The sequence below is a fragment of the Paucibacter sp. PLA-PC-4 genome, from assembly GCF_026241155.1.
In the GTDB taxonomy this organism is placed as follows: domain Bacteria; phylum Pseudomonadota; class Gammaproteobacteria; order Burkholderiales; family Burkholderiaceae_C; genus Roseateles_E.
Genome location: NZ_JAPFGP010000003.1, coordinates 267,746 through 293,998, shown reverse-complemented (window position 1 = coordinate 293,998; position 26,253 = coordinate 267,746). Strand labels below are relative to the sequence as shown.

Below are 26,253 nucleotides of genomic sequence, written 5' to 3'. Positions count from 1 at the left end.
GCTCGGACACGTCGGGGAATCTTAGCGGCGCCCCCCGCAGATGCAGGGGCGGGCGGCCCGCGCTAAGCGGCGCTCGACGAGGAATAGTTCTCGTTCGGGGCTCCGGCGGGATGGAAGCGGTAGTAGTCGGCCAGTTCGCGGTATAGCGTCGGATGGGCCTGGGCCAGCAGCAATGGCTGCTCGAAGAACACCTCGCTGGCGACCGCGAAGAACTCGGCCGGATCGGTGGCGCCATAGTCGCTCATCAGGCTGGGCTCCCCGCGTGCGGCGCGCGCGCAGAGCGCGTCGTACTCGGCTTGCATCACGACCGACCAGCGTGCATAGGCGGCGCGGTCGCGCAGCGGCGGCGCACCATTGGCATGGCCCTTGACCTGGTCCAACTGGTGGGCGAACTCATGGATCACGACATTGCGGCCGTCGCCGGGGTTGGCTGCACCTTCGACCACGTCCTGCCAGGACAGAATCACCTGGCCCTGGCTCCAGGACTCGCCGGCCAACGCGCGGCGCTGCTCCATCTGCACGCCGGCCGGCCCGCCTGCGACACGGTCGACGACGAAGGCGCTCGGGTAGACAAGGATCTGGCGCAGCTGCGGGTAGAAGCCACGAGCCGCGCCCAGCAAGGGCAGGCAGGCCTGGGCAGCAATGGTGATACGGATCTCGTCGCTAATGCGTAGGCCGGCACAGCCGATGAAGCTCTTCTCGGCAACGAAGACCTGGATGAGTTTCTTCAGACGCAGTTGCTGGTCGGCGGGCAGCTGTGCGATCTGCGGCACGCGCCGACGCAAGATACGGCGCCAGGCCTGCGGGAAGGGCTGGCGCTGCAGGCGCTCACGCCGCCAGGCCTGTAGCAGGGGATGGGCGGCCAGCCAGACGATCAGCGCCAGGGCCAGACCACAGAAGATGAGCAGGGCCATGGCGCGCGTCTCGGAGTTTGCTTGGTTCGAAGATGGGCGGCGCGGGCGCGATTTCAAGTCTGGCGCGCCAAAGCGACAGCACGGCGGCGGCTCTGCGGCTAGGCTTGCCGGCCATGAACAGTCATCGCGGCCTGCAGGCTTGGCAAGTGATCGTCGGCGGTATTGCCGGCCTGGTGCTGACCATAGGCATCGCCCGCTTCGCCTACACGCCGCTGCTGCCCTTGATGCAGGCCCAGGCCGGGCTCAGCGACGCGGCCGCTGGCTGGTTGGCCGCAATCAATTATCTGGGTTATATGAGTGGCGCGCTGCTGGCCGCTACCTTGGAGGACGCGCGCTGGCGCCAGCGGCTCTACAGCTGGGGCTTGCCGCTGTCCCTGCTCAGCGCTGTGCTGATGGGCATGGCCGGCAACGTCTGGCTGTGGGCGCTGTCGCGGTATCTGGGCGGATTGTGCGGCGCGGCCGGCATGCTGCTTGGTTCGGGCCTGGTGCTGAACTGGCTGATGCGGGCCGGCCGGCGCCCCGAGCTGGGCCTGCACTTCACCGGACTCGGCCTGGGCATCGTCGTGTCAGCGTTGGGTGCAATGGCGATGTCGGCGCTGGCGCTGGACTGGGCCGCGCAGTGGCAGGGTTTCGCGCTCATCGGCTTGATCTTTTTGCTGCCCGCCTGGGCTTGGCGACCACCGGTGCCGCCCGTTTCCGCCACGGCCCAGGTGGCCGGCAGCGGCCCTGGGCGACGCTGGATGGGCTGGATGGTGGCAGCCTATTTCTGTGCTGGCTGGGGCTTTGTGATCAGCGCGACCTTTACCGTCGCCATCGTCGAGCGACAACCGCTGCTCGCCGGGCAAGGGCCCTGGGCATGGCTGCTGGTGGGCATGGCCTCGACGCCCGCGGTGTTTCTGTGGGACCGGGTGGCGCGGCGCCTGGGCGAGCTGCTGGCCCTGCTGATGGCCTTTGGCTTGCAGGTTGTCTCGGTGTTGCTGCCGGCCTTGTCGGATGGCCTGGCGGCGGCGCTGGCTGGTGCCCTGCTGTATGGCGCGACCTTCATCGGCATTGTCAGCCTGACTCTGGCCCTGGTGGGGCGGCGCTCGCCGGGCAATCCGGGCAAGGCGATGGCTCGGCTGACGCTCAGCTATGGCGTGGCCCAGGTCAGCGCGCCAGCGCTGGCCGGCGCCATGGCTCAGGCCAGCGGCAGCTACCGGGGTGCGCTGTGGCTGACGGCGACGGTGCTGCTGCTGGGCATGGTGATACTCGCGCAGTTGCGGCGCGAGGGCGTCGAGTAGCGGCCCGGTCTACTTGCTCTTCTCTTCGAGCTCGATGCTCTGCAAGGTGCGCCAGTCGGTGCAGCTGAAGTAGGCGTCGGCCAGGATCATGTCGCGCAGCGAGCCGTCGCCACGCACCATACGGCCGTCCTGGCAGACCAGCACGCCGCGCTGGGCTTTGGCCTCGGCCAGGTGTTTGCCGACTGTGACACTGTCGCTCATCATCTGAACGCCCATCAACAGCAGGGCCAGCCCGCCCAGCAGCAGCGCGGCGGCGCCGACGATCTGTAGAAACTCCCCAAAGGCCGAGGTCGGTGCAACAGCAACTGGCCGTGGCAGCACGGCCGGCGCGACGGCCTCAGCCACAGGTTTGCGCGCGGCGCGCGGTGGCGCGTTTCTGAGATTCGCTCGGTTGATGCCGGATCGGGGGCTGTTGTTGCTGGCAGGCATGGTGATGGGGAGGGGCGACCGCGCAGGAAAAAACTTAAGCGTCATGCTTTCATCGCGTGAATAATTCACGCGTCTGGCTGTGCGGCAGGTTCAGGTATTGCATGGCGCGTCCTGGCGATTGGGGGCACGGCGCTATGGGCGAGACCTCGAATCGCGCTAGAGTTGACTCGCAACGAAGGGAGATCGACGATGACGCATGTAAGGACCCATCAACGGCTGATGGCGACGGCGCTGGGCGTGGCATTGCTGGCTACGCCGGTGGCGCCCGCCTGGGCCGCCGAGCAAAGCGTGGAACTGCGCTCCGACGGGGGCTACACCTCCCAGCGCTTGCCGGCTGGCACCCGCGATGTTGACTTGGATCGGCAGTTGTCCGGCAATTGCCGCTTCAACCGATCCTGGGGCTATGACCTCAGTAGCATGGAAGTCTGGGTCAACAACGGCTGCAGCGCTCGCTTCACCCTCAGCGGCGACTTCTCCGACAGCGAGCACCGCTCGTCCAACTCGGGCGCCGCAATCGCCGCCGTTGCGGCGATTGCCGGACTGGCCCTGCTGGCCAGCCACCACAAGGACCGTGACCGCGATGACAACCGGCCGGACGACAACAATGGCGGCGGCTATGGGCGCCAGCTACGCTCGGGTGGCGGCTTGTGCCTGGACATCAGCGGCCGCGCCGTTGAGGGCGCACGGGCCATCGTCTTTGGCTGCCATAGCGGCAGCAACCAGCGCTTTGACTGGGGGCGCGGCGGCGAGTTGCGGGTTTCCGGTCTGTGCCTGGATGTGGCCGCAGGCAACAGCAACAATGGCGCCGAGGTGATCGCGTTTCGCTGCAACGGTGGCGATAACCAGCGCTGGCAAGCGCGCGGCAACCAGGTCCGCAGCCGCATGAACGGCAAGTGCCTGGATGTGCGTGACGGTCGACTGCGCCCCGGCCAAGCGGTCCAACTGTGGGACTGCAACGGTGGCGACAATCAACGTTGGTGGTGGTGAGGGAGGATGAAGCGATGAAGCAAACTCTTATGGCGCTGCTGCTGGTCGCTGCCGGCCTGGCTCAGGCTGCGGACAGCAATGGCGACGGCTACATCGACCTCGACGAGTTTCACAAGGATGTGACGCGCTCCTGGCATGCGCTGGACCTGGACGCCGATGGCCATATCACCGAGGCAGAGCTCAAGAGCATGCCGCGGGGCGCGCGAGGCATGCTCGGCTCGTTGCGCCGTGCCGATGCCGACAAGGACAAGCGTCTGTCCTTCAAAGAGGTGGTCGAGGTCCGCATGGCGGCGTTCGACGCGGCCGACACGGACAAGGACGACCGCCTGTCGAAGCAGGAGATCGAGGCCTACCAGGCCGCGCGCAAGAAGAGGCGTGGCGGCTAGCAGCCGGCCCCGAAGCGCTCGCCGCGCTCGGCCATGCCCAGCAGCAGGGTGGCCGGCGCAAAGCGCGCGCCATGGACCTCTGCCAGCTCGCGGGTGCGCGCGATAAAGGCCTGCAGGCCGCGGGCATTGGTGAACTGCAGCGTGCCGCCCCCAAAGGGCGCGAAACCCCAGGCGAGGATCGAGCCGATACTGGCATCGGCCACCGAGCGCAGCACCAGCGCTGCCTGAACAAACGCGCCACCGAGTCCTGCAGCATGCGGTGCTCATCGGTCATCCAGGTGGAGCGGAACAGGGGCAGGGACATCGTTAGTCCTGCTGGACCGCCAGTTGCTGGCGCACCGCTTCGTTGATGATGCGAAGCTCGGTCAGGGTCAGCTCGATATGGGCGCGCTTTTGTTCCAGCTCGACGATGGCCGCGTCGGTGCGTTCCAGCGTCCATTGCAACTGCCTGGCGCGGCCTTCGCCGTGGTGACCATACAGATCGAGGAACTGCTTGATGTCGACCAGCTTGGTGCCGATCGCCTTGGCGCGCAGGATCAGCTTGAGTCGAGCCCGTTCGCGCTGGCCGTATATCCGTGCGCCATTGACACGGCGCGGTGCCAACAGTCCCTTGTCTTCGTAGAAGCGGATTGCGCGCTGCGAGATTCCGAACTCGGCGCACAGCTCGGTGATGCCGTAAATCTGCTCGCTGGGCGCGCTGGCGCTGTGCGCCAGCAATTCCTGCGCATCGCTGTGCTGCTGTTCCAGCACCGCTGTGCTGCTGGCTTGCGTCGTCATGAGGGCTCCGGGCTGGGGATGGCCTGGATGCTAAGCCCGTCACGGGGCTTGCCGGTGATGGTATCTACCGATACGGCAGATGGCTGACGTTAAGGGCAGGTATCTCGGTCGGGCTCGGCATCGGGCTCGGCCGGGCCTTTGCGCTTTTTCTTGTCCTTGCGCTGGGCTTCGATGGCCGCACCGCTGGCCTGCCAGCGGGCGAATTCCTCGGGGGTCTCAAGCGTGATGCGGCCCAGCAGCGACTGGCGGTACTCGTAGACCACGATTTCCGCCGCCTTCTGCAGGTTGACTCGGCCGCCGCCCAGCATCGCGCCGCGTTTGCGGCCGATGGCCTCCAGCAGGGCCTCGTCGCCGAGCCCGGCCACGTCTTCGAGCTTGTAGCGCGCCTCGACCTGGCCTGCGTAGTGCTGACGCAGATAGTCCAGCAGCTCCAGCGCCACCTCTTCCTCATTGAAGGCGTTACGGCCAATGGCGCCGCTGGCGGCGAGCTTGTAGCCGCTCTCGGGCACTGTGATGCGCGGCCACAGCATGCCGGGTGTGTCGAACAGGTAGAAGTCGTTCTCCAACACCAGCTTCTGTTCGACCTTGGTGATGCCGGGCTCGTCGCCGGTCTTGGTGGCGCGCTTGCCCATCAATGTGTTGATCAGCGTGGATTTGCCGACATTGGGGATACCGCAAATCAGCACCCGCAGCGGCTTGGCCATGCCGCCTCGTAGCGGCGCCAACTCGCGGCAAGCGCTCATCAGCGCGCGCGCCGGGGCCGGCACGCTGGCGTCCAGGCCGATCGCGCGGGTCTCGGGCCGGGCGTTGTAGTGCGCCAGCCATTGCGCGGTGCGCGCCGGATCGGCCAGATCCTGCTTGTTCAACAGTTTCAGATTGGGCTTGCCCTCGGTCAGCTGGGCTAGCAGGGGATTGGCGCTGGAGCCGGGCAGGCGTGCGTCAAGCAGCTCGATGACCACATCGAGTCCCGCCTTCATCCGCTCCCGGATCGCGTTCCGGGTCGAATTCATATGACCCGGGAACCATTGAATCGCCATCTTCACCTCGGTATTGGCGCGCCACCGGAGCGTGGCGCAAGGGCGGGATTGTCCTCGCAGTGGGCTGCACTACCGCACAGCGTGTGAGGAAATGACGGGGAAATCCCCTTTTGTTCTCAAGTTTGGCGGCGTGCTGCCGATGAAGAGGGAAGAATCCCGGCATCACGCCTGTTGTCTTCGGAGTGCTCGCCATGTCGTCCGTCAGCCTGTCCACCGCCTTGTCCGGCATCTCGGCCGCGAATGAGCGCCTGCGCGCGTCGGCCCACAATACTGCCAATCTACAGACCCCGGGCTTTAGGCCCGAGCGGGTGGTGCAGACCAGCCTGCCCGAGGGCGGCGTGGTGGCTGGTGTCGAACGCAGCCAGCAAGTCCAGGTCTCTGCCGAACGCGAGCTGGTCGAACAGCGCAGCGCCACTTACAGTTATGTGGCCAATCTGCGGGTGCTGCAGACCCAGCTGCGAGCCGAAGGGGCTTTGCTAGACATCAAAGCTTAAGGATATAAGCAAGCGGTATTTGCTGCAGCGCATCAGCGCTCGTTAGAATTCCGGGTTATTACCAGAGCCCGCGTCATTCATGAGTGCTTTTAACGAAGAACAGGTGCTGAGCGTCCATCACTGGACCGACCGGCTTTTCAGCTTCACCACCACCCGCGATACCGCGTTTCGCTTCCAGAACGGGCACTTTACGATGCTGGGCCTGCGCGTCGAAGGTAAGCCGCTGCTGCGTGCCTACAGCGTCGCCAGCGCGAATCATGAAGAGCATTTGGAGTTCTTCAGCATCAAGGTGCCGGACGGCCCGCTGACCTCGCGGCTGCAGCATCTGAAACCGGGCGACAAGCTGCTGATTGGCCGCAAGCCCACCGGCACCCTGCTGACCGATTATCTGCACCCCGGCAAGAACCTCTACTTGCTGTCCACCGGCACGGGGCTGGCTCCCTTTCTTAGCGTGATCCGCGACCCGGCGACTTACGAACGCTTCGAGAAGGTCATCCTGGTGCACGGCTGCCGCCATGTGAACGAGCTGGCCTACCAGGACCTGATTACCAAGGAATTGCACCAGCACGAGTTCCTCGGCGAGTTCGCCAGCGAGCAACTGCTCTACTACCCGACCGTAACGCGTGAGCCGTTCCGCAACCAGGGTCGCATCACTGATCTGCTGGCCACCGGCAAGATCGAGGCTGATCTGGGACTGCCCAAGTTGGATGTGACCAACGACCGCGTGATGATCTGCGGCAGCCCCGGTATGCTGAAGGATCTGAAGGCGATGCTGGAAGCGCGCAACTTCGAAGAAGGCTCGACCAGCAAGCTGGGGCACTTCGTGATCGAACGCGCGTTCGCCGAGCAATAGGCCCAGCAACAAGCCGAGCAGCCAGCCCTACTGGTCTAACCAGAGCTGCTCGAGGTCCTGGAAGCGCCAGGATGCGGGCGGCTCGACGCCGACGATCTTGTCGGCTGCACCGGGATCGGCGAGGTCCAGCTCGAAGGCTGGGCTCAGCCGGTGCTGTTCCTGGGCGGTGTAGAAAACCTTGACCCTGGGTTTGAGCAGCGAGTCCTTGCCCTGCGCGACGATGACCGCCAGCCGGTCCGACTGCAGCCGCACCAGCGAGCCTACCGGGTAGATGCCCACCGCCTTGACGAAGTGCTGGAAGATCTGCGCATCGAACTGGCCCTTGGCCTGGGCCATGTGGCGCATTGCCTCACCCGGGTCCCAGGGCGCCCGGTAGGGCCGGCGTGAGGTCACGGCGTCATAGACATCGCAGATCGCCGCCATGCGGGCCAGCGGCGCGATCTTGTCGCCGGCCAGGGCATCGGGATAGCCGCTGCCGTCGATGCGCTCGTGGTGGTGCAAGACCGCATCCATTACCGCAGCGCTGAAGCCGCCTTCCTTGCCCAGCATCTCATGACCCCTGCGCGTATGTGTCTTGAGCAGCGCCAGTTCCTCGTCGCTCAGCCGCCCGGGCTTGCTTAGCAGCTCCGGCGGCATCGCCGCCTTGCCAGTGTCCAGCAGCAGGCCGGCTAGGCCGGCCTCGCGCACCAGATGGTCGGACAGCCCCATCTGCCGCGCCAGCCCCACCATCAGCGCGCATACGGCCACCGCGTGCATATAGGTGTAATCGTCTACCGTCTTCAACCGGCTGATGCTGATCAGCGCGCTGGGGCTGTCGCTGACCGAACTCATCACGTCTTCGACCACTGGTAGGCAGGTCTGAGCATCGAGCGCCTGGCCCATACGGGCCTGGGCGAACAGCTCGACGACGGCGCCCAGCGACTTGCGGCTCAAGTCCAACGCCTCGGTATAGCTGGGGCCGGCGTCGGCCACGGCCGGATGCGCCGGCGGCAGCGGGATGAGTTCAGGCTCAGGCGGGGCTGGCGGCGCTGCGGAGGGGGCTTCGATCGGGGGGGGCAGCTCGGGCGCCACATCGAGGCCCTGATCGGTGTCGATTACGACCTCGGCGATGCCGGCCTCGATCAGCTTGTGGATGTCGCGCGCATCGCGCAGCAAAAAGCGCGAGCGCCAGAACGGATGGCTCATCCACGAGCCGCTCAGCTGGTGGAGAAACATGCCCAGGCGCAGCTGTGATGTCGGAATGGTTTTCAGCACGGGCAGCAGCATGCCAGCAAAAGCGTGTGGTTTTTGGCGGATCGACCCCGAGGCCGGTTCTGCCGTGCATTTTGTTGCATCTGCCGCCGCCCATTCACAGCCGCTTCAGGGCTGCAACGCCACCAGCAGGATCTTGCCGTCCACCATCCGGGCCTGGAAGCGCAGCTTGTCGCCGGGCTTGAGCGCTGTCAGCAGATCGGCCGGCAGCGCGCCGTCCTCCCAGGTGAACACCATGGTCATCGGCGGCATGTCCAGGTTCTTGATCTCGCCATGTTTGAGCGTCATCTTCTTTTTGCCCAGGTCGATGCGGCGCACCTCGCCTTCGGCCCAGGCCAGGTCGGCGGCCAGCGCCGTCGCATGCTGCCGGGTCGGTGTCTGGGCCTGGCAGAGCTGCAGGCTGGCGCCGGCCAGCAAGCCGATGAGGAGTTGATGGCTCAGTTTCATAAAGAGTCCTTGTGGATTTTTCAACCGTGGCGGGAAAAGGTCTGGGTTCGTCCGTCGCGGTGCACTAGCAGCACCTCGTAGGCCTCGCGCCGACCTCCGTACGCGGGGCCGTCCATCCCCGGCGAGCCGATCGGCATGCCGGGCACGGCCAGACCCAGCGCGAGAGGGCGCTGGCGCAAAAGTCGCTGGATGTCTCCAGCCGGTACGTGGCCTTCGATTACATAGCCTGCCACCAGGGCCGTATGGCAACTACCCAAGGCCTGCGGCATGCCCAACCGGGTGCGGGCCTGGCTGTTGCCGATGTCCCGCAGCTCGACGGCGAAGCCATGCGCTTCGAGATGCTTGACCCATGCCTGGCAGCAGCCGCAGGCAGCATCCTTCCAGACCGTGATGGCCTGTGAACGGGCGGGTCCCTGAGCCTGCAAGAGCCCAGTCGCGGCAAGGCCCAGTGCCAGTAGCAGGCGGCGGCGTGTCCGTGCCGTCTTCATCGGTTGCCCTCCTTGGAGCCGGCCGGTCTGACGATGATCTTGCCGCGCATGCCGGCTTGGTAGTGGCCGTTGATCAGACACGCGAAGTCGAATTCGCCGGCACGGTTGAAGCGCCAGACGATCTCGCCGCGCTGGCCCGGATCGACATGGGCCATATGGGCCTCGTCATGTTCCATCCCGGGAAACTTCTGCATCAGCACGGCATGCTCGTCGAGCTGCTTGGGCGTGCCTATCACCAGCTCGTGCAGCAGCTGGCCCTTGTTGTGAATACGCAGGCGCAGCGTCTCGCCCTCTCGCACCTCGATGCGATCGGGGTTGAAACGCATATCGTCGCCCATCGTGATGGCAATCGTGCGACCGACCTTGGCTGCGTCGCCCGCAATGCCGAAGGCTTGCTGCTCCCTCTTGATCGCAGCGCCGTGGTGTGGCTGCGGGCCGTGGGCCTGGACCAGGCCCGTGCTGAGCATCAGGGCACACAGCAGGAGATGGATCTGGATACTTTTCATCTGCAGGGCTTTTCAATGAGAGTGATGATGGCCGGGCTTGCGCACCTTGACCTCGGTGGCGGGCTTGGCTGATGCCGGGGCCGCACGCGGCGGCTCCGTCACGGCAGCGGGCACTTCGCGCGCCACCGTGCCCGGCGCGGCCTGCTTGGCGTACCAGCCGGGATCGCTGTAGTCGCCCGCCTTTTGGTCGCGGCGCACCTTCAACACGCTGAACATGCCGCCCATCTCAAGCCCGCCATAGGGGCCGTGGCCGGCCATCATCGGCGCGGTGTTGTCGGGCAGCGGCATGGTCATCTCGCCCATATCGGCCATGCCGCGCTCGCCCATCACCATGTAGTCGGGGATCAGCTTCGTGATCTTGCCGGCCAGGCCACTGTGATCGACGCCGATCAGCGTGTCGACGTCATGGCCCATTGCATTCATCGTGTGATGGCTCTTGTGGCAATGCAAGGCCCAGTCACCGGGCTCATCGGCCAGGAACTCGAGCTGCCGCATCTGGCCCACTGCGACATCGGTGGTCACCTCGGGCCAGCGCGCGCCTTTGGGCACCGGACCGCCATCGGTGCCGGTGACCTCGAACTCGTGGCCGTGCAGATGGATGGGGTGATTGGTCATCGTCAGATTGCCGACGCGGATGCGCACCCGGTCCCCCAGGCGCACATTCAGCGTGTCGATGCCGGGGAAGATGCGGCTGTTCCAGCTCCACAGGTTGAAGTCCGTCATCGTCATGATCTTGGGCGTGTAGCTGCCGGGATCGATGTCGTAGCTCGATAGCAGAAAGCAGAAGTCGCGCTGCACCTCGGCGATCTGCGGGTGCTTGGTCTTGGGGTGCGTGACCCAAAAGCCCATCATGCCCATCGCCATCTGGGTCATTTCGTCGGCATGGGGGTGGTACATAAAGGTGCCGGGCCGGCGCGCGACGAACTCGTAGACAAAGGTCTGGCCCGGCTTGATCGAGGGCTGCGTTAGGCCCGAGACCCCATCCATGCCATTGGGCAGGCGCTGGCCGTGCCAGTGCACGCTGGTGTGCTCGGGCAGGCGATTGGTCACGTAGATGCGCACCCTGTCCCCCTCGACGACTTCAATGGTGGGGCCGGGCGACTGGCCGTTGTAGCCCCACAGATGCGCTTTGAAGCCCTCGCACATTTCGCGGACCACCGGCTCGGCTACCAGATGGAACTCTTTGACACCGTCGCGCATGCGCCATGGGCAAGTCCAGCCGTTCAAGGTCACGACGGGGTTGTACGGCCTGCCCGTGGCCGGCATCAGCGGCGCAGCAGTGGCGGCGCTGGTCTGCTGCACCGCCTCGGGAATGGCGGCCAGAGCCACGCGCGAAACAGCGGTCGCGGCGACCGCACCGGCGCCGAGAAATAGAATGCGTCGGGAAACCATGATGGTCGTGCTTTCAATGGCCGCCGGCGCTGGCTTCAGCGGGGGCGGTGGATGATGAAGAGGGCAGGGCGCTGGCAGCTGCCGGCCCAATCAAGGCCTGGTCAAGCTCGGCCTGTGCCAGGAAGAAGTCGCGCTGGGCTCCGATCGCCGCCGCAACCGCGCCGATCTGCGCGCGCGCATCGGCCAGCAGCTCGAACACGCCGATCAGCATGCCGTTGTAGCGCAGCAGGTTTTCGTCGGCGATGCGCTGCCGGGTCGGCAGGATCTCGGTGGCATAGTGGCGCGCGATATCGAAGGCCGAGCGGTAACGGCCATAGGCCTCGCGGGCTTCTGAGCGGGCCTGGATCGCGGTGTGAGCGGTGCGCTCGAGCGCCTGCATATAGAGACTCTCGGCGCGCGCGACCCTCGCCTGGCCCCAGTCAAACAAGGGCAGCTCCAGACTCAGTTCGAAGCCGCGCTGGGTCGGTTCTTCATTGCTGCTATTGCGGACAACGCCCAGCTCCAGCACGTTGATCCAACGGGTGCGCTGGCTCAGGCCCAGCTCGCTGGCGCGCAGCTCCGCTGCGCGCTTGGCGGCCTGAACATCGAGGCGCTGGGCGATCGCCTGGCGTTCGATCTCAGGCAGATCGCGCGCTGCGCCTGGCAGCTCGGGCAGACGTTCGGGCAGGCGGAATTGAGTTTGCTCGCCCCACAGGCCCAGCGCCCGTATGAGCGCCTCGCGCTGGCTGCGTGCCTGGGCCTCGGCACGTGCTACGGACAAGGCAGCCTCGGCATAGAAGCCATGCTCGCGGGCCTGGCGCAGTTTGTTGAGGTTGCCAGCCGCGGCCATGCGCCGCGCCAGTTCGGCACCGGCCTCGGCAGCCTCCATCACCTGCAGACTGTACTGCCGCAGCTGCTCGGCGGCCAGGGCCTGGTAGTAGGATTTGCGGGCCTGGGCGGCAATCGCCAGAACCTTCAGGGCTAGGTCTTGCTGGGTCTGCCGCAGGCGCAGCGCGCCAACTCGCCGGCTCCGGTTCAGGCTCAACCAACTGCCAAGATTTAGATGCAGGCCGCGTTCGATCTCGGTCTCGCTGCCCTGGCGCATGCGGCCCAGACTCAGCCCGGGGTTCAGTGGCCGGCTCAGCTGCACCAGGTCCGCATCTGCCACACCCAGCTGGTGCAGCTCTGCGCGAAGGCCGTGGTGGTTCAGGAGTGCGATCTGCACTGCGCTATCGGCCGTCAGCGGCACGGCCAGCAGCTCGGCGACGCGGGCGTCCAGGGCCGCAGCCTGCTCGGCATCTCGCGGCCACTGCAGATCCTGTTTCAGCAGCGCCTGGGTTTGTGCCTGCAGCGGTGCGAAACCTTGCTGTGGCTGCAGGCTGGCGCAGCCGGCCAGCGCCAGGCTGGCACACGCGAGCGCTGATCTCGTCAGGAGAGGGTTCATGTGGCGGCCCTCAGTGCTTGTGGGCAGGTGCCGAGGCAGCGGCTTCCCGCGCGTAGGCGCGCCAGCCGCCGGCTTGCTGCACCCGGCGATTCGCATCGCGCCAGTCGGCCGGTTCGGTCTCGCTGAGGGGTTTGTAGTGTTGAAGAGCGGACTGGTGGCGTGCCGCAGGCACCTCGGCCCTGGGGTCAGTCGGGTCGGGTCTGGCTTGCGCCACTGCGCTCAGGGTGGCGCCTGCGAGCAGGCAGGTCGCCATATAGGACAGTACAGATGTCATTGCATCCTCGCGTGAGGAAAGAGTCGGAAGAGAAAGGGCGAGCCGGCATCAAGCCGAGCGCGCCGGACTGCTTACGCGAGGACGGGTCTGGGCGGGCGTTCGAGCCCGGCCATGATGATGCTCAGTCGGGCTGCTTCGGCCCGGGCGATGTGCACGCCATGACCAGCAGGATTGGCCACAACAGGCATGGCGGTGGGCAGTGCGGCCCCCAAGCAGCAGGCTGCACAGGCGCTGCACTGGTGGCCGGTCGGCATGTCTTCGGTGTGATGGACATGCTCGATGTCGGCACCGTGCTCATGCTGCTGGGTTGGATGATGTGTGGAGGATTCTGTGGCGTGACGACCACCGTGATCGCCGCAACCCAGCATCAGAGTCGCCGCCATGGCCTGCAGGGGCAGAGCCAGGGCCAGGCCCCAGATCAGGGCCCTGAGCCAGTGGAGGGGCAGCAGGCGGCGCATGGGGCCAGTGTAGTGCAGCTCGCGACGCCGCCCCAGCTCAGGACCTTGCGGCCTTGGCCACCTTGCGCAGCGCCACCGCATCCGGCAAGGCCAGTCCCGCCTGGCCTTGCAGGCGGAACACGCTGACGGAGTTTGCAACCTCCTGGGCCTTATCGTTCAGACCCAGGGCCGAAGCCGAGACCTGCTCGACCAGCGCGGCGTTCTGCTGGGTCAGGCTGTCGAGCTGGGCTACGGCCGCATTGATCTGGTCCATGCCCTGACGTTGCTCGTTCATGCCCTGGCTGATGCGGGTGATGAGACCGTGCACTTCCTCGACCGACTGCTGCACCTCGCCCATCGCGCGACCGGCGTTCAGTACCTGTGTACCGCCCTCGGCGACCCGCTCGCTGGAGGCCTGGATCAGGCCGCGCACTTCCTTGGCGGCCTCGGTGGTGCGCTGCGACAAGGTGCGCACTTCGGCGGCGACGACTGCGAAGCCGCGCCCCTGCTCGCCGGCGCGAGCGGCTTCGACGGCGGCATTGAGCGCCAGGATATTGGTCTGGAAGGCGATGCTGTCGACTACCTGGATGATGTCGGCGATGCGGGCCGACGACTGGGCGATGCTGTCCATCGTCGTCGAGACTGCCTGTACCGCCGCCGCGCTGCGCTGGCTGATCTGACGTGCCGCGTCGGCGCGGGACGCGGCGGTGGCCGCCATCTCGGTGCTGGCGTGAACGGTTGCGGTGATCTCTTCCATCGACGAAGCGGTCTGCTGCAGATTGCTGGCCTGTGACTCGGTGCGGCCCGACAGGTCCTGGTTTCCGGCCGAGATGGCCTGCGTGCTCTGGCGCATCTGCATCACGCCGACGCGGGCGTCGCGTACGATGGACATCAGGTTGACATTGAGCTGAGCCAATGCGGCGGTAACGCGGCCGATCTCGTCGCGCCGGCCGCTCTTGATTTGCTGGGTCAGGTCGCCCGCGGCGATGCGGTTGGCGAAGTCGACCAGGGCCTCAATAGGTGCCAACGCCACAGCGCGCAGATACCAGCTACCCAGAAGGGCCAGTACCGCGATGGCCAGCGCGCCGGCCCACGCCATGGCTGAGCCGCTGAGCCACAGGCCCAAGCCCAGACCCGCCAGCCCGACCAGCAGCACCGTCAGGCTCATGCGGGTGCCTAAGCTCAGGCGCAGCGCCTCGCGCAACCGGCCGCCGAGCGAGAGATTGACCAACTGGCCCTGGCGCAGGCGCAAAGGCCCGTCCTCGCCCTGTTCGCGCATTCGGGCATACAGCGCTTCGGCGGCCTCGATGGCCTGGCGGTCCGGCTCGGTGCGCACCGACATAAAGCCGTTAGGCTGGCCGCGTGCATCCATGATGGGGGTGACGTTGGCCTGCACCCAGTAGTGGTCGCCGTCCTTGCGCCGGTTCTTGACCATTGCCGACCAGGGCTGACCGCTCTGGATGGTCTCCCACATATCGCGGAAGGCCTCGGGCGGCATGTCCGGGTGGCGGATCATATTGTGCGGCTGGCCCAGGATCTCCTGGTGTTCATAGCCGCTGACCGTCACAAAGGCGGCATTGCAGTAGACGATGCGCCCCTGCAAGTCTGTCGTGGAAACCAGCGTTTCACCGCTTGGGAACGAATACTCGCGCTGCGTTACAGGCCCGTTGTTTCGCATGACACCCCCTTGTGGCTCGCGCCACTCAGAAGTGGCGATGGCTTGATGGCGGCCCGCCGAGGCTGTGGAGTCCGCTAGGTCGGGCGATTCGAGCATAGCGGCAGCGAGCGCGAGTTGGCAAACTCATTTCGCGACACGTCGGCTTGGCCCGGCCTGCTAAGGTGCTACGCCTGCGCCAATGAATGGGAGGGCAAGATGCAGTTGATTGTCTCGGCCGGGGTCATCCTGGTCATTGTGGTCTGGGGCCTGCTAGCGCCGGGACAGCTGGGCGCGGTGTTCGAGCAAGTCCTGACCCTGATCACCCGCAACTTCGGCTGGCTGTACCTTTGGGTAGTGCTGGGCCTGGTGCTGTTGGCGGGGCTGCTGGCTTTCAGCCGCTATGGCGGCCTCAAGCTGGGCGCCGAAGATGACGAGCCTGAGTTCTCGCTGGGGGCCTGGTTTGCGATGCTCTTCGCGGCGGGCATGGGCATAGGCCTGGTGTTCTGGGGTGTGGCGGAGCCAATCTCGCATTTCGGTGCGCCGCCGCCGGGTATCGCCGCGGGCACTCCGGAGGCCGCCAATGCGGCGATGCGCTACAGCTTCTTCCATTGGGGTCTGCACCCCTGGGCCGTCTACAGCATCGTGGCGCTTGCGATCGCTTTCTTTCAGTTCCGCCGGGGCGGCGCGGCCTTGATCAGCACCTCGCTGCAGGCCTTGCCGTGGCGGCCGGTGCGGCGCCTGGCCGGCGTCTTCAACGTGCTGGCAGTGATCGCCACCGCCTTCGGTGTCGCGGCCTCGCTGGGCATAGGCGCGCTGCAGATCAACAGCGGGCTGCAGGCGGTGTTTGGTTTGCCGATCGGCCAAGCCTCTCAGCTGGGCATCATCGTCGTGACTACCGCGCTTTTCATCGGCTCGGCAGTGACCGGCGTAGCGCGCGGCATCAAATGGCTGTCCTCGCTGAACTTGATCGTCGCCGCCTTGCTGGCCCTAGCCATCTTCGTGCTGGGCCCGACCATCACCATCATCGACACCTTCACCAATACGCTGGGCAGCTATCTCAGCGAGTTCGTGCGCATGAGCCTGCGCATGACGCCGTTTCGCGCCAGCGAATGGGTCGGCGGCTGGACCATCTTCTACTGGGCCTGGTGGATCTCCTGGTCGCCCTTTGTTGGCCTCTTCATCGCGAGAGTTTCCAAGGGCCGCACGGTGCGCGAGTTCATCGTGGGCACCGTGCTGGCGCCGAGCCTGGCTGCCTTCATCTGGTTTTCGGTCTTCGGTGGCACGGCGCTGCATCTGGAGGTCTGGCAGGGCGTACCGCTGTCGGAGGCGGTCAAGGCCGATGTGTCGACCGCCTTGTTCGCGATGTTCGATGCGCTGCCGCTAGGCGGGCTGATGTCGGGCGTGGCGACTCTGCTGGTGCTGGTGTTCTTCGTCACATCGGGCGACTCGGCCGTGCTGGTGCTCGGCATCATGAGTAGCGGAGGCGACGCCAACCCGAGCCGGCGCGTCAAAGTGATCTGGGGCCTGCTGGTGTCTGGCATCGCGATCAGCCTGCTGCTGGCCGGCGGCGTGAAGGCGGTGCAGACCGCCACCATCGTGTTTGCCCTGCCCTTCACCATCGTCATCATGCTGATGGCGGCCTCACTATGGCGCGGTCTGCGCGAGGACTGGCTGGACGAGCAGCGGCGCGAGCGCGCGCTGCGCAAGAAGATGCGTGAGCTGGCCGGCGAGCGCTGATGGCAGCGGCCCGCCGGCGCTGGACTTACTCTTCGTTGCGAAACACCAGCTTGACCTCGTGGGTCTGCTTTTCGCCGCTGGCCTCGAAGCGCCAGTCCATCAGTGCGCGGGTCACGGCGCGGTCAAACACGCGGCGCGGCTCGGCCTCGACGATGGCCACTTCTGTGACCTTGCCTTCGCCGTCGATCGACATCTTTGCCCTGATCACGCCGCTGGTGATCGACTGCTGGGCCGCTTCGCGTGGGAACTCCGGCGGCACCTTCTTGATGATCTTGGGTGCGGCGGCCTGGGCGGCCAGTCCGATGAAAAGCGCGCTGGCGGCGAGTGCTTGGGCAAGGGTGGAGAGTTTGGTCATGGGAACCTCTTGAATCAAAGGGGAGAGGAAAAGCAGGAGTACAGAGATCAGGCTGCGACCGGCTCGGCGCGGAAGAAGCCGACTGCGTCGAGCAGCCTGGTCGAGCTCTGCTTGAGTTCGTCGGTGGAGCGACTGAGCTCGTCGACCAGGGTGGTGTTCTGTTGCGTCGTACGGTCCAGCTCGCTCATCGCGTTGTTGACGACGCCGACGCCGGCGGCCTGCTCCTGCGCCGAGTGCGAGATCTCTTCGATCAGCTGACCCATGTTGTTGACCTCGTCGACCACCGAGCGGATCGTCACGCCGGCGTTGTCGACCAACTTGGTGCCGTTCTCGACCTTGACGGACGATTCTTGGATCAGCACCTTGATTTCCTTAGCAGCGGTAGCGCTGCGTTGGGCCAGCGAACGCACCTCGCTGGCCACCACCGCGAAGCCGCGACCGTGCTCGCCCGCACGGGCCGCTTCCACGGCCGCGTTCAGCGCCAGGATGTTGGTTTGGAAGGCGATGCCGTCGATCACACCGATGATGTCGCCGATCTTCTTGGAGCTGGCGCTGATCTCTTCCATCGTCGACACCACCTTGGCGACCACGCTGCCGCCGGCCGAGGCCGATTGGCGCGCCTTGGCGGCGATGCCGGAGGCCTTGCGGGTCAGCTCGCTGGCGCCGTTGAGGTTGGACGCGATCTGCTCGACCGAGGCGGCGGTGTTCTGCAGGCTGGCGGCCGAGCGAGCGGTGCGGTCGGACAGGTCGATGTTGCTGCCGGCGATCACGCCCGAGCTGTGCGCCACCTCGCCGGCGGCCGAGCTGACGCTCTGCACCACGCCCGACAAGGCCGACTGCATCTCACGCATCGCCAGAAGCATCTCGCCGAGCTCGTCCTTGCTGTCGACCACAATGGTCTGCGTCAGGTCGCCGGCGCTGATGGCCTGGGCCGCCTGCTGGGCCTTGCGGGCCGGCAGCACGATGGAGCGGGCGATGGCCCAGCCGCCGCCCAGGCCGATCGCTGCCGCTACCGCCACCAGCAGCGCCGTGATCAGTATTGAGGAGCGCGCCAGCTCGCCGCCGGACACGGCCAGGTTGCGAGCGTTCTCGAACTGCAGATCAATCAGGCTCTTGAGCCCGTCCTGGTAGGCCTGCTGGGTCGGGCGCACATCGGTGATCAGGCTCTCGCGCGACTCATCCGGATTGCCGGCCTCGGCCACCTTGCGAAACTTCGCCACCGAGGCCATGAACTTGGCCTCGCGCTCGCGCACCTGGGAGATCAGCTCCTTCTCCTTGGCATCGTCACCGGCGCCAAGGCTGCCGAGCTGCTTCTCGGTGTCGAGCACCGCAGCGTCGATGGCCGCGTTCTGGCGCTTGATCTGGCGCGCCTCGTCCAGCAGGATCAGATCGCGGGCGGCGCGGGCAATGATGTTGACGTTGCTCTCCAGCGCGTTGGCGCTGGCGATCTTGACCAGGCTGGTGTTGGCCGTGCTGTCCAGGTCCTGGGCCAGGCGGTTGGCGTTGCCGGCGCCGAAGCTGCCGATCGCGATCATGAGCAGCACCAGCAGGGCATAGCTCACCGCCAGGCGCTGGCTGATGCGCAGCTGTGACAGAAACTTCATTGGAAGATCCCTCGATTAGTCATTGGTTTGGACGCCACTCGGGACGTGGCGTGGCCGGACTATCGGTGCCAATGACCCTCAATTGAGGGGGGGGCTTGTAAGCTCAGCGCAAGGCCGTGACAAAGGCCGCAGTTACACCTCGAAACCAAGGGTTTTCATGGGGTCAGGTCTTGTCGGTCATTTGACGCGCAGCACGTCCAGCGGCGTCACATCGCCGGCGCGGTGACCCCAGCTATTGCGCAGATGGCTGGCGATGGCCGCCAGTTCGCGGTCGCTCAGCACGCCGGCGAAGGGTGGCATGCCGAATGGGCGTGGGTTGCCGGCGGTGGCAGGGGCATAACCGCCGCGCAGCATCACGCGAAGCAGGTTGTCGCTCGGCCCCATCGTCACCGTGCGGTTGCCTGCCAGGGCCGGATAGATGCCGGCCACGCCTGCGCCCTGCTCGCCGTGGCAGCTGGCGCAGTGCTGTTCGTAGAGCTTGCCGCCCAGCTCGCGCAAGGCCGGGTCGGGCTTGGGCTGCCGGGGTCGGGCCTTGCTCTGAGGGGGCAGGGCTTGCAGATAGGTGCCCATTGCGCGCAAGTCGGCCTCGTCCAGATGCTGGGTGCTGCCCAGTATCACCTCGCTCATCGGGCCTAGCGCGCTGGCGCGCTCGTTGCGGCCGTGCTTGAGCCAGTCGCGCAGCTCGACCGGGTTCCAACCGGCCACCCCGGCCTCGGCCGGGTCCTGCAGCGAGGGCGCGTACCAGCCCAGCTCGCGCAGCGCGCCGCCGCTCAGGTCCCGCGCGTTGGTGATCGCGCCCAGGCTGTTGCGCGGCGCGTGGCAGGCATTGCAATGGCCCAGGCCCTCGACCAGATAGGCGCCGCGATTCCATTCGGCGCTGCGCTCAGGCTCGGGCGTGAACACGGCCGGGCGGAAGTACAGCGCGCGCCAGACCGCCAGCGCCGCTTGGGTGTTGTAAGGGAAGCGCAGCTCGTGAGCCCGATGGGGCTGCGCGACCGGGCTCAGGCTTTGCAGATAGGCGTAGAGCGCGTCGCTGTCGGCACGGGTCACCAGCGCGTAGTTGGTGTAGGGGAAGGCGGGCGTCAGCAGGCGGCCATCGCGGCCGCGGCCCCTGTGCAGCGCGGCCCAGAACTGCTCTGCGTTCCATGAGCCGAGGCCGGTAGCGGCATCGGGGGTCAGGTTCGACGAGAACACGGCGCCGAATGGGGTCGGTATCGCGCGGCCGCCGGCATAGGGCTGGCCGCCACGCGCGGTATGGCAGCCCATGCAATTGCCGGCACGGGCCAGATAGGCGCCACGCTCGACCAGGGCCGGCGTCATCACGAGCGGGCCGGCCGCTGGCTCGTCCGCGTCCTCGGGGTTCAGCACGTAGGCCAGGGCTCCAACCAGTAGGGCGGCCAGCGTGCCGAGCAGCACGCCGATCATCGCCCCACGCTTAGGGCGGAGCCTCATTGCAGGCCTCCGCAGGCGATTGGCAGCGGCGCGGGCAGTGCCGCTGCGGGTTTACTGCCGGGCGGCATGGGCTGGGCGGACAGCCACTGCGAGACGGCATTGATCTCCTCGACTTTGAGCTGCCGGGCGATATGTCCCATGCAGTCGGGTGCGACCGCGCGGCGCTGGCCGCTGCGCCAAGCACCCAGCTGGCCGTTGAGATAGTCGCGTGGCAGTCCCAGCAAGCCGGGGATGAAGGGCTCAACGCCGCTGAGCTTCTCGCCATGGCATTGCACGCATGCCGGCAGCTTGCGCAGCGGATCACCCTGCAGCACCAGCGCACGGCCGCGTGCCAGCGTGGCGGAGTCCACGCTTGGGGCCTGTGGTGCCGGATAGGGCAGGTCGAGCCGGGCGAAATGGCCGGCCAGCTCCAGCAGATAGGCGTCGGACAGCGGGGCGATCAGATCGCTCATCAAACCGTAGTCTCGCCGGCCGTCGCGAAAATTCAGCAACTGCTTGTAGAGATAGCCCTGCGGCTTGCCGGCCAGGCGCGGGTGGTAGCCGTCGGCGGCGGCGCGGCCCTGTTTGCCGTGGCACAGGGTGCAGGCCTGGGCGCGCTGGGCGATGCTGTCTTCGACGGGCGGCACCGGCACCGCCGCAGCTGCGCCGGCGACCAGCATCAGGGTCAGGAAGAGTCTTGAGGGCAGGGCAAACATGGGCTTGATGCTGCCGGTTGACGGCCGCCTTGAGAAGGATCAGATGAGTGGCAAACTACCCGTTCAGATGGCGGCAGCGCGGCCGCCAAAGATGGCTGTGCCGATCCGCACGATGCTGGCACCCTCCGCGATCGCGGCCTCCAGGTCGGTGCTCATGCCCATCGACAAGGTGTCCAGGGCCAAGCCTTGCCGGTTGAGCTCGGCCAGCAGCCCCGCCAGCGCACGGTGCGGCGCGCGCTGGGCCTGCAGGTCGGCGGCGGGCTCGGGGATGGCCATCAGGCCGCGCAGGCGCAAGCGTGGCAGCGCCGCCACGGCGCGAGCCAGGGCCGGCAGCTCGGCCGGCGCGACCCCGCTCTTGCTGGCCTCGCCGCTGATATTGACCTGCAGACAGATCTGCAGCGGCGCCATCGCGGTGGGGCGCTGGTCCGACAGGCGCTGCGCAGTCTTGAGGCGGTCGACGCTATGCACCCAGTCGAAGGCCTCAGCCACCAGCCGGGTCTTGTTGCTTTGCAAGGGCCCAATCAGATGCCACTCGATCTGCGAGCGTAGATCTCCCAGCTCGGCGATCTTGTCGAGTCCCTCCTGGACATAGTTCTCACCGAAGCGGTGTGCGCCGGCTGCGAAGGCCTCGCGCACCGCGTCGCCAGAAAACGTCTTGCTGACCGTCAGCAGCGTGACACTTTGCACGGGCCGGCCGGCAGCCTGACAGGCCGTTTCAATGCGCTCTTGCAGCTGTTGTAAGTTCTTGGAGATCGTCGCCATAATGGCCCACGCTAATTCGTTCGAGTTATGGACATCACCCAACTGCTGGCATTCTCGGTCAAGAACAAGGCCTCCGACTTGCACCTCTCGGCCGGTTTGCCACCGATGATCCGGGTCCACGGCGATGTGCGCCGCATCAATGTTGAGGCGCTGGAGCATCGCCAGGTGCACGACATGGTGTACGACATCATGAACGACTCGCAGCGCAAAGCCTATGAGGAAACGCTGGAGGTCGACTTTTCCTTCGAGATCCAGGGCCTTGCGCGCTTTCGCGTCAATGCCTTCAATCAGAATCGTGGCGCCGGCGCCGTATTCCGGACCATTCCGTCCAAGATTCTTTCGTTGGAGCAGCTCAATGCGCCCAAGGTCTTTGCCGAGCTGGCGCTGAAGCCGCGCGGCCTGGTGCTGGTGACCGGGCCGACCGGTTCGGGCAAGTCGACCACCTTGGCCGGCATGGTCAACCACCTGAACGAAAACGAGTACGGCCACATCCTGACCATCGAGGACCCGATCGAGTTCGTCCACGAGTCGAAGAAGAGCCTGGTCAACCAGCGCGAGGTTGGCCCTCACACGCTGAGCTTTGCGAACGCGCTGCGCTCGGCGCTGCGCGAAGACCCGGACTGCGTGCTGGTCGGCGAAATGCGCGATCTGGAGACCATCCGGCTGGCGCTGACCGCGGCCGAGACAGGCCACCTGGTGTTCGGAACGCTGCATACCTCATCGGCGGCCAAGACCGTTGACCGTATCGTCGACGTGTTCCCGGCAGCCGAGAAGGAAATGGTACGGGCGATGGTGTCGGAGTCGCTGGTGGCGGTGATCTCGCAAAGCCTGTGCAAGCTCAAGGACGGTACTGGTCGCGTCGCTGCACACGAGATCATGCTGGGCACCTCGGCGATCCGCAATCTGATCCGCGAGAACAAGGTCGCGCAGATGTACTCGGCGATCCAGACCGGCAACAGCCAGGGTATGCAGACCCTGGACCAGAATCTGACCGATCTGGTTCGGCGCAACATCATCTCGCCTGCCGAGGCACGTTCCAAGGCGAAGTTCCCTGAGAATTTTCCGGGTTAGCCCGAGAAGTTTCTCGACACTCATGTGGCGCAGCCAGTTGAGTGTCGGTAGAGCTTTTTCAGCAATAGAACCAACTGCAGGACATCATGGAACGCGATCAGGCCTCGAAATTCATCAACGACCTGCTGCGCCTGATGATCTCGCGCAAAGGGTCCGATCTGTTCCTGACCGCGGACTTCCCGCCGGCGATCAAGGTTGACGGCAAGGTCACCAAGGTCTCGCCGCAGCCGCTGACCGGCCAGCACACCTTGCAGCTGGCCCGTTCGATCATGAACGACAAACAGGCGGCCGAGTTCGAGCGCAACAAGGAATGCAATTTTGCAATCTCGCCGGCGGGTGTCGGCCGTTTTCGCGCCAATGCCTTTTTGCAGCAAGGCAATGTGGGCCTGGTCTTGCGGACGATTCCGGCCACGCTGCCGACGATCGCCTCGCTGGAGCTGCCGGCAGTCCTCAACGACGTGGTGCTGGCCAAGCGCGGTCTGGTCATCGTGGTCGGTGCCACCGGCTCTGGTAAGAGCACATCGCTGGCGGCCATGGTCGACCACCGCAACGAAAGCACCTTCGGCCACATTATTACTATCGAGGATCCGGTCGAGTTCGTCCACCCGCACAAAAACTGCATCGTCACCCAGCGCGAGGTCGGTATCGACACCGACAGCTGGGAATCGGCACTGAAAAACTCGCTGCGTCAGGCGCCCGATGTGATCCTGATGGGCGAGCTGCGCGACCGCGAGACCATGGAGCATGCGGTAGCTTTCGCCGAGACCGGCCATCTGTGCATGGCCACCTTGCATGCCAACAGCGCCAACCAGGCGCTGGACCGCATCATCAACTTCTTCCCGGAGGAGCGGCGCAGCCAGTTGCTGATGGACCTGTCTTTGAATCTGCGCGCGCTGGTTTCCCAGCGCCTGCTGCCGCGCCAGGAGGGCAAGGGCCGGATCGCGGCGGTCGAGATCCTATTGAACACGCCGCTGGTGTCGGATCTGATCTTTAAGGGCGAGGTCGGCGAGATCAAGGAAATCATGAAGCGCTCGCGCGAGCAGGGCATGCAGACCTTCGACCAGGCGCTGTTCGATCTCTACGAGGCCAACAAGGTCACCTATGAAGACGCGCTGCGCAATGCCGACTCGGTCAACGATTTGCGCCTGCAGATCAAGCTCAACAGCGAACGGGCCCGCTCCGGCGACCTGTCGTCAGGCACTGAGCATCTGACCATTATCTGAGCCATCGTTTAGAGTTGGGTGCATGAACGCACCCTCCCGCAACTACGAACCCATCCCGCCGCGCAACGTGGCGTTTCTTGGCCTCGGCGTCATGGGCTATCCCATGGCCGGCCATTTGGCCCGTGCCGGCCATGCCGTGACGGTCTATAACCGTACGGTCGCCAAGGCCACGGCCTGGGCGCTGGAGTACGGCGGTAGCGTGGCAGCCACGCCGGTGGCCGCCGCTGCCGGCGCCGACATCGTGTTCGCCTGCGTCGGCAATGACGATGACTTGCGTGCGGTAGTCCTCGGCGCCGACGGGGCCTTCGCCGGCATGCGAGCCGGCGCTATCTTTGTCGACCACACGACGGCCTCGGCCGAGGTGGCGCGCGAGCTCTACGCCGCAGCGCTGGCCGCCGGCCTGCAGTTCGTCGACGCGCCTGTCTCGGGCGGCCAGGCCGGCGCGGTCAATGGTGCGCTGACGGTGATGTGCGGCGGCGATGCCGCGCCGTTCGCGAGCATCCAGCCGGTGGCTCTGGCTTTTGCGAAGGCCGTGACTCTGGTCGGTGCGTCGGGTGCCGGTCAGCTGGCCAAGATGGTCAATCAGATCTGTATCGCTGGCCTGGTGCAGGGCCTGTCGGAGGCCATTGCATTCGGCCAGAAGGCCGGCCTGGACATGAAACAGGTGCTGGACGTGATCGGCAAGGGCGCGGCCCAGAGCTGGCAGATGGACAACCGCGGCAAGACCATGGTCGACGACAAGTTCGACTTCGGTTTCGCGGTCGACTGGATGCGCAAGGACCTGGGCCTGGTGCTCGACGAGGCCCGCCGCAACGGCGCCAAGCTGCCAGTGACGGCCCTGGTCGACCAGTTCTATGCCGATGTCCAGACGATGGGCGGCCGTCGCTGGGACACCTCCAGTCTGATCAAGCGGCTGAAGTAGCCCTCTTCGCCAGGTGCCGAGCTACTTCGTCGGTGCCGGCTTCGGGGTGATTCGGGCCAGCTCTTCCTCGCTGATCAACTCAACCGCGCGCACGACCTTCTGCACGCCGCTGACGCCCCGTGCGATCTCGGCCGCGCGGGTGGCTTCGCGCTCGGTGACGCGGCCCATGATGTAGACCGTGCCGCGCTCGACGACGACGTAGAAGGCATTGGAGATCAGGTCGCGGGCATCGACCAGGCTGGCTTTGACCTTGCTCGCGATCAGCACATCGTTGGAGCGGCTGGTCAGCGAGCTCTTGCCGGCCACGCTGACCTCATTGAGAACGCGGGTGACGTTCTCGACTTGGGCCACCAGGCGCTCGGCCGCCTCGCGGTCGGCCTCGGTGGGCGCCTCGCCGGTCAGCAGTGCGATGCGGTTGTAGCTGTTGACGTTGATGTGCGCGCGCTCGCCGAGCTGCTCGCGCAGCCGGGCGCCGGCCTTCAACTCGATGCCCTGGTCTTCGATCTGCGTGCCCGATGTGCGCCGGTCGGTGCTCATCATCACGCCTCCCACCATCGCGCCGCCCAGTATCAGCGGCGCGCAGGCACTACTCAGCAGGGCTGCGCCAAGGGCGCTTAGCACAGCGGCGCGGCGCGCCAGCGATTGGGATTTTGGCAAGAACGGCTTCATAGCTTTCCAGTGGCTAGGGTTTGGGTGCGGCTCACTCACCGGCACCCAGCAATTGCAGGTCCACCGCATCGCACAGGCAATGCGAGAGCAGACGGTGTGCTTCGGCAACCCGGGCGGCGCGGCTGTGAGGCACGCGGATCTGCACATCGGTATCGAGCAGGGCGCCACGCAGGTCTTCGTCCAGATTGCTGGTCAGCGCGATCACGCTCATCTCTTGCGCATGGGCGGCGTCGAGCAAGGCGCCATGGGTGGCGCGGGTGGCGCTCTGCGCCTCGAAGAGCAGCAGCATGTCACCGGGATGGCCCAGGGCCTGGATCTGGCGGGTCAGTGCGGCCGTGGCATCGACCTGGCGGCTCAGCGCGTCCAGGCTCCATGCCGCCAGACCGGGGCGCTCCTGCTCGAAGCGGCCGACCAGCAGCGCGGCCATGTAACGGGCGTCCAGATCCGACAGCCCTAGCCCGCAGCACAATACCCGGCCGCCGGCGGTGATGCCGTCCACCAGCATTTGAGCTGCGGCGGCCAGCGGCCGCGACAGGCTCTCGGCCACCTGGTACTGTAGGTCGGCGCTCTCGAAGAATTGTTGTTGGATCCGTTGTTCAAGCATTGAGGCGGATCATAAGCCAGGGAAAACGCCTAGCCCGCGTCCACGGCGGCAGGCGCCATACGATGGTCTCGCCGTCCAGTGCGACGCCATCGAAGCGGCAGGGCGGTGGCGAGGCATCACGCATCAG

General features: G+C 66.0%; 30 protein-coding genes. 9 read left to right on the top strand and 21 right to left on the bottom strand.

The annotated features are described in order from the left end of the window. Positions 1 to 62 precede the first annotated feature (62 nt). Complete coding sequence (locus OOZ63_RS06385) at positions 63 to 914, bottom strand: zinc-dependent peptidase (protein ID WP_266004589.1); 852 nt, start codon at positions 912 to 914, stop codon at positions 63 to 65. A gap of 113 nt (positions 915 to 1,027) precedes the next feature. Here OOZ63_RS06385 and OOZ63_RS06380 point away from each other — a divergent pair, with 113 nt between their 5' ends. Next, on the top strand, positions 1,028 to 2,194 hold the full coding sequence (locus OOZ63_RS06380) for a YbfB/YjiJ family MFS transporter (RefSeq protein ID WP_266004588.1): 1,167 nt from the start codon (positions 1,028 to 1,030) through the stop codon (positions 2,192 to 2,194). A gap of 9 nt (positions 2,195 to 2,203) precedes the next feature. Here the strand turns inward: OOZ63_RS06380 and OOZ63_RS06375 are convergent, their stop codons facing one another. After that, positions 2,204 to 2,623, bottom strand: a complete 420-nt coding sequence (locus tag OOZ63_RS06375) for a hypothetical protein (protein ID WP_266004587.1) — start codon at positions 2,621 to 2,623, stop codon at positions 2,204 to 2,206. A 189-nt stretch (positions 2,624 to 2,812) separates the two neighbouring features. Between OOZ63_RS06375 and OOZ63_RS06370 the strand changes: the two genes are divergently transcribed. Together OOZ63_RS06370 and OOZ63_RS06365 are read left to right on the top strand one after the other, a co-directional pair. Continuing rightward, complete coding sequence (locus tag OOZ63_RS06370; protein ID WP_266004585.1) at positions 2,813 to 3,610, top strand: lectin; 798 nt, start codon at positions 2,813 to 2,815, stop codon at positions 3,608 to 3,610. A gap of 14 nt (positions 3,611 to 3,624) precedes the next feature. Further along, complete coding sequence (locus tag OOZ63_RS06365) at positions 3,625 to 3,996, top strand: EF-hand domain-containing protein (protein WP_266004584.1); 372 nt, start codon at positions 3,625 to 3,627, stop codon at positions 3,994 to 3,996. Here the strand turns inward: OOZ63_RS06365 and OOZ63_RS06360 are convergent. The 3 genes from OOZ63_RS06360 to ylqF form a co-directional block, all read right to left on the bottom strand. Beyond that, a complete protein-coding gene (locus OOZ63_RS06360; RefSeq protein ID WP_266004583.1) occupies positions 3,993 to 4,211 on the bottom strand; it encodes a hypothetical protein in 219 nt (72 codons plus the stop codon). The two genes, OOZ63_RS06365 and OOZ63_RS06360, sit on opposite strands and share 4 nt — an antisense overlap. A gap of 91 nt (positions 4,212 to 4,302) precedes the next feature. Further along, the gene (locus OOZ63_RS06355; RefSeq protein WP_266004582.1) at positions 4,303 to 4,773 is read right to left on the bottom strand and encodes a MerR family transcriptional regulator; all 471 of its coding nucleotides are present in this window, start codon (positions 4,771 to 4,773) and stop codon (positions 4,303 to 4,305) included. Between the two features lie 89 nt (positions 4,774 to 4,862). Then, entirely contained in the window at positions 4,863 to 5,810 is a 948-nt protein-coding gene (gene ylqF, locus OOZ63_RS06350) for a ribosome biogenesis GTPase YlqF (RefSeq protein WP_266004581.1), read from the bottom strand. 191 nt (positions 5,811 to 6,001) lie between these two features. Between ylqF and OOZ63_RS06345 the strand changes: the two genes are divergently transcribed. Together OOZ63_RS06345 and OOZ63_RS06340 are read left to right on the top strand one after the other, a co-directional pair. Further along, complete coding sequence (locus OOZ63_RS06345) at positions 6,002 to 6,304, top strand: flagellar basal body rod protein (RefSeq protein WP_266004579.1); 303 nt, start codon at positions 6,002 to 6,004, stop codon at positions 6,302 to 6,304. A gap of 79 nt (positions 6,305 to 6,383) precedes the next feature. Continuing rightward, positions 6,384 to 7,157 carry a ferredoxin--NADP reductase gene (locus OOZ63_RS06340; protein ID WP_266004578.1) on the top strand — a complete coding sequence of 258 codons (774 nt, stop codon included), beginning with the start codon at positions 6,384 to 6,386 and terminating at the stop codon, positions 7,155 to 7,157. 27 nt (positions 7,158 to 7,184) lie between these two features. Here the strand turns inward: OOZ63_RS06340 and OOZ63_RS06335 are convergent, their stop codons facing one another. The 9 genes from OOZ63_RS06335 to OOZ63_RS06295 all read right to left on the bottom strand — a co-directional run bounded on the left by OOZ63_RS06335 (position 7,185) and on the right by OOZ63_RS06295 (position 15,053). Then, on the bottom strand, positions 7,185 to 8,423 hold the full coding sequence (locus OOZ63_RS06335) for an HD-GYP domain-containing protein (RefSeq protein WP_323055725.1): 1,239 nt from the start codon (positions 8,421 to 8,423) through the stop codon (positions 7,185 to 7,187). Positions 8,424 to 8,516: 93 nt separating this feature from the next. Next, positions 8,517 to 8,855 (bottom strand): copper-binding protein, encoded by a 339-nt coding sequence (locus OOZ63_RS06330; RefSeq protein WP_266004577.1) that lies wholly within the window; start codon positions 8,853 to 8,855, stop codon positions 8,517 to 8,519. Between the two features lie 20 nt (positions 8,856 to 8,875). Continuing rightward, complete coding sequence (locus OOZ63_RS06325) at positions 8,876 to 9,343, bottom strand: DUF411 domain-containing protein (RefSeq protein WP_266004576.1); 468 nt, start codon at positions 9,341 to 9,343, stop codon at positions 8,876 to 8,878. Beyond that, positions 9,340 to 9,849 carry a cupredoxin domain-containing protein gene (locus OOZ63_RS06320; RefSeq protein WP_266004574.1) on the bottom strand — a complete coding sequence of 170 codons (510 nt, stop codon included), beginning with the start codon at positions 9,847 to 9,849 and terminating at the stop codon, positions 9,340 to 9,342. Before OOZ63_RS06320 ends, OOZ63_RS06325 begins: the two co-directional genes overlap by 4 nt. Before the next feature lie 12 nt (positions 9,850 to 9,861). Next, entirely contained in the window at positions 9,862 to 11,241 is a 1,380-nt protein-coding gene (locus OOZ63_RS06315; RefSeq protein ID WP_266004572.1) for a multicopper oxidase family protein, read from the bottom strand. 13 nt (positions 11,242 to 11,254) lie between these two features. Continuing rightward, complete coding sequence (locus tag OOZ63_RS06310) at positions 11,255 to 12,664, bottom strand: TolC family protein (protein WP_266004571.1); 1,410 nt, start codon at positions 12,662 to 12,664, stop codon at positions 11,255 to 11,257. 10 nt (positions 12,665 to 12,674) lie between these two features. Further along, positions 12,675 to 12,938, bottom strand: a complete 264-nt coding sequence (locus OOZ63_RS06305; RefSeq protein WP_266004570.1) for a hypothetical protein — start codon at positions 12,936 to 12,938, stop codon at positions 12,675 to 12,677. 71 nt (positions 12,939 to 13,009) lie between these two features. Further along, complete coding sequence (locus tag OOZ63_RS06300; protein ID WP_266004569.1) at positions 13,010 to 13,396, bottom strand: hypothetical protein; 387 nt, start codon at positions 13,394 to 13,396, stop codon at positions 13,010 to 13,012. 37 nt (positions 13,397 to 13,433) lie between these two features. Further along, positions 13,434 to 15,053, bottom strand: coding sequence for a PAS domain-containing methyl-accepting chemotaxis protein (locus tag OOZ63_RS06295; protein WP_266004568.1), 1,620 nt, complete (start codon positions 15,051 to 15,053; stop codon positions 13,434 to 13,436). Positions 15,054 to 15,248: 195 nt separating this feature from the next. On the opposite strand from OOZ63_RS06295, the gene OOZ63_RS06290 reads away from it, so the two are divergent. Continuing rightward, positions 15,249 to 16,769 (top strand): BCCT family transporter, encoded by a 1,521-nt coding sequence (locus OOZ63_RS06290; protein ID WP_266004567.1) that lies wholly within the window; start codon positions 15,249 to 15,251, stop codon positions 16,767 to 16,769. 25 nt (positions 16,770 to 16,794) lie between these two features. Here OOZ63_RS06290 and OOZ63_RS06285 read toward each other — a convergent pair whose 3' ends face one another. The 5 genes from OOZ63_RS06285 to OOZ63_RS06265 form a co-directional block, all read right to left on the bottom strand. After that, positions 16,795 to 17,124: a TonB family protein gene (locus tag OOZ63_RS06285; RefSeq protein WP_266004566.1), complete on the bottom strand. Its 330-nt coding sequence runs from the start codon at positions 17,122 to 17,124 to the stop codon at positions 16,795 to 16,797. A 47-nt stretch (positions 17,125 to 17,171) separates the two neighbouring features. Further along, complete coding sequence (locus OOZ63_RS06280) at positions 17,172 to 18,728, bottom strand: methyl-accepting chemotaxis protein (protein WP_266004565.1); 1,557 nt, start codon at positions 18,726 to 18,728, stop codon at positions 17,172 to 17,174. A 177-nt stretch (positions 18,729 to 18,905) separates the two neighbouring features. Next, a complete protein-coding gene (locus tag OOZ63_RS06275; RefSeq protein WP_266004563.1) occupies positions 18,906 to 20,180 on the bottom strand; it encodes a cytochrome c in 1,275 nt (424 codons plus the stop codon). Then, complete coding sequence (locus tag OOZ63_RS06270; RefSeq protein ID WP_416234696.1) at positions 20,177 to 20,875, bottom strand: c-type cytochrome; 699 nt, start codon at positions 20,873 to 20,875, stop codon at positions 20,177 to 20,179. The genes OOZ63_RS06275 and OOZ63_RS06270 overlap by 4 nt, the downstream gene beginning before the upstream one ends. Before the next feature lie 63 nt (positions 20,876 to 20,938). Beyond that, positions 20,939 to 21,637, bottom strand: a complete 699-nt coding sequence (locus tag OOZ63_RS06265; protein WP_266004562.1) for a YggS family pyridoxal phosphate-dependent enzyme — start codon at positions 21,635 to 21,637, stop codon at positions 20,939 to 20,941. A gap of 27 nt (positions 21,638 to 21,664) precedes the next feature. Between OOZ63_RS06265 and OOZ63_RS06260 the strand changes: the two genes are divergently transcribed. The 3 genes from OOZ63_RS06260 to OOZ63_RS06250 all read left to right on the top strand — a co-directional run bounded on the left by OOZ63_RS06260 (position 21,665) and on the right by OOZ63_RS06250 (position 24,853). After that, positions 21,665 to 22,708 carry a type IV pilus twitching motility protein PilT gene (locus tag OOZ63_RS06260; RefSeq protein ID WP_266004561.1) on the top strand — a complete coding sequence of 348 codons (1,044 nt, stop codon included), beginning with the start codon at positions 21,665 to 21,667 and terminating at the stop codon, positions 22,706 to 22,708. Between the two features lie 86 nt (positions 22,709 to 22,794). Next, a complete protein-coding gene (locus tag OOZ63_RS06255) occupies positions 22,795 to 23,931 on the top strand; it encodes a PilT/PilU family type 4a pilus ATPase (protein ID WP_266004560.1) in 1,137 nt (378 codons plus the stop codon). Between the two features lie 22 nt (positions 23,932 to 23,953). After that, the gene (locus tag OOZ63_RS06250; RefSeq protein WP_266004558.1) at positions 23,954 to 24,853 is read left to right on the top strand and encodes an NAD(P)-dependent oxidoreductase; all 900 of its coding nucleotides are present in this window, start codon (positions 23,954 to 23,956) and stop codon (positions 24,851 to 24,853) included. Between the two features lie 21 nt (positions 24,854 to 24,874). On the opposite strand, the gene OOZ63_RS06245 is transcribed toward OOZ63_RS06250, so the two are convergent. Next, entirely contained in the window at positions 24,875 to 25,522 is a 648-nt protein-coding gene (locus OOZ63_RS06245) for a BON domain-containing protein (RefSeq protein WP_416234695.1), read from the bottom strand. A gap of 31 nt (positions 25,523 to 25,553) precedes the next feature. Continuing rightward, positions 25,554 to 26,126, bottom strand: a complete 573-nt coding sequence (locus tag OOZ63_RS06240; RefSeq protein WP_266004556.1) for an SIS domain-containing protein — start codon at positions 26,124 to 26,126, stop codon at positions 25,554 to 25,556. Between the last annotated feature and the right edge of the window lie 127 nt (positions 26,127 to 26,253).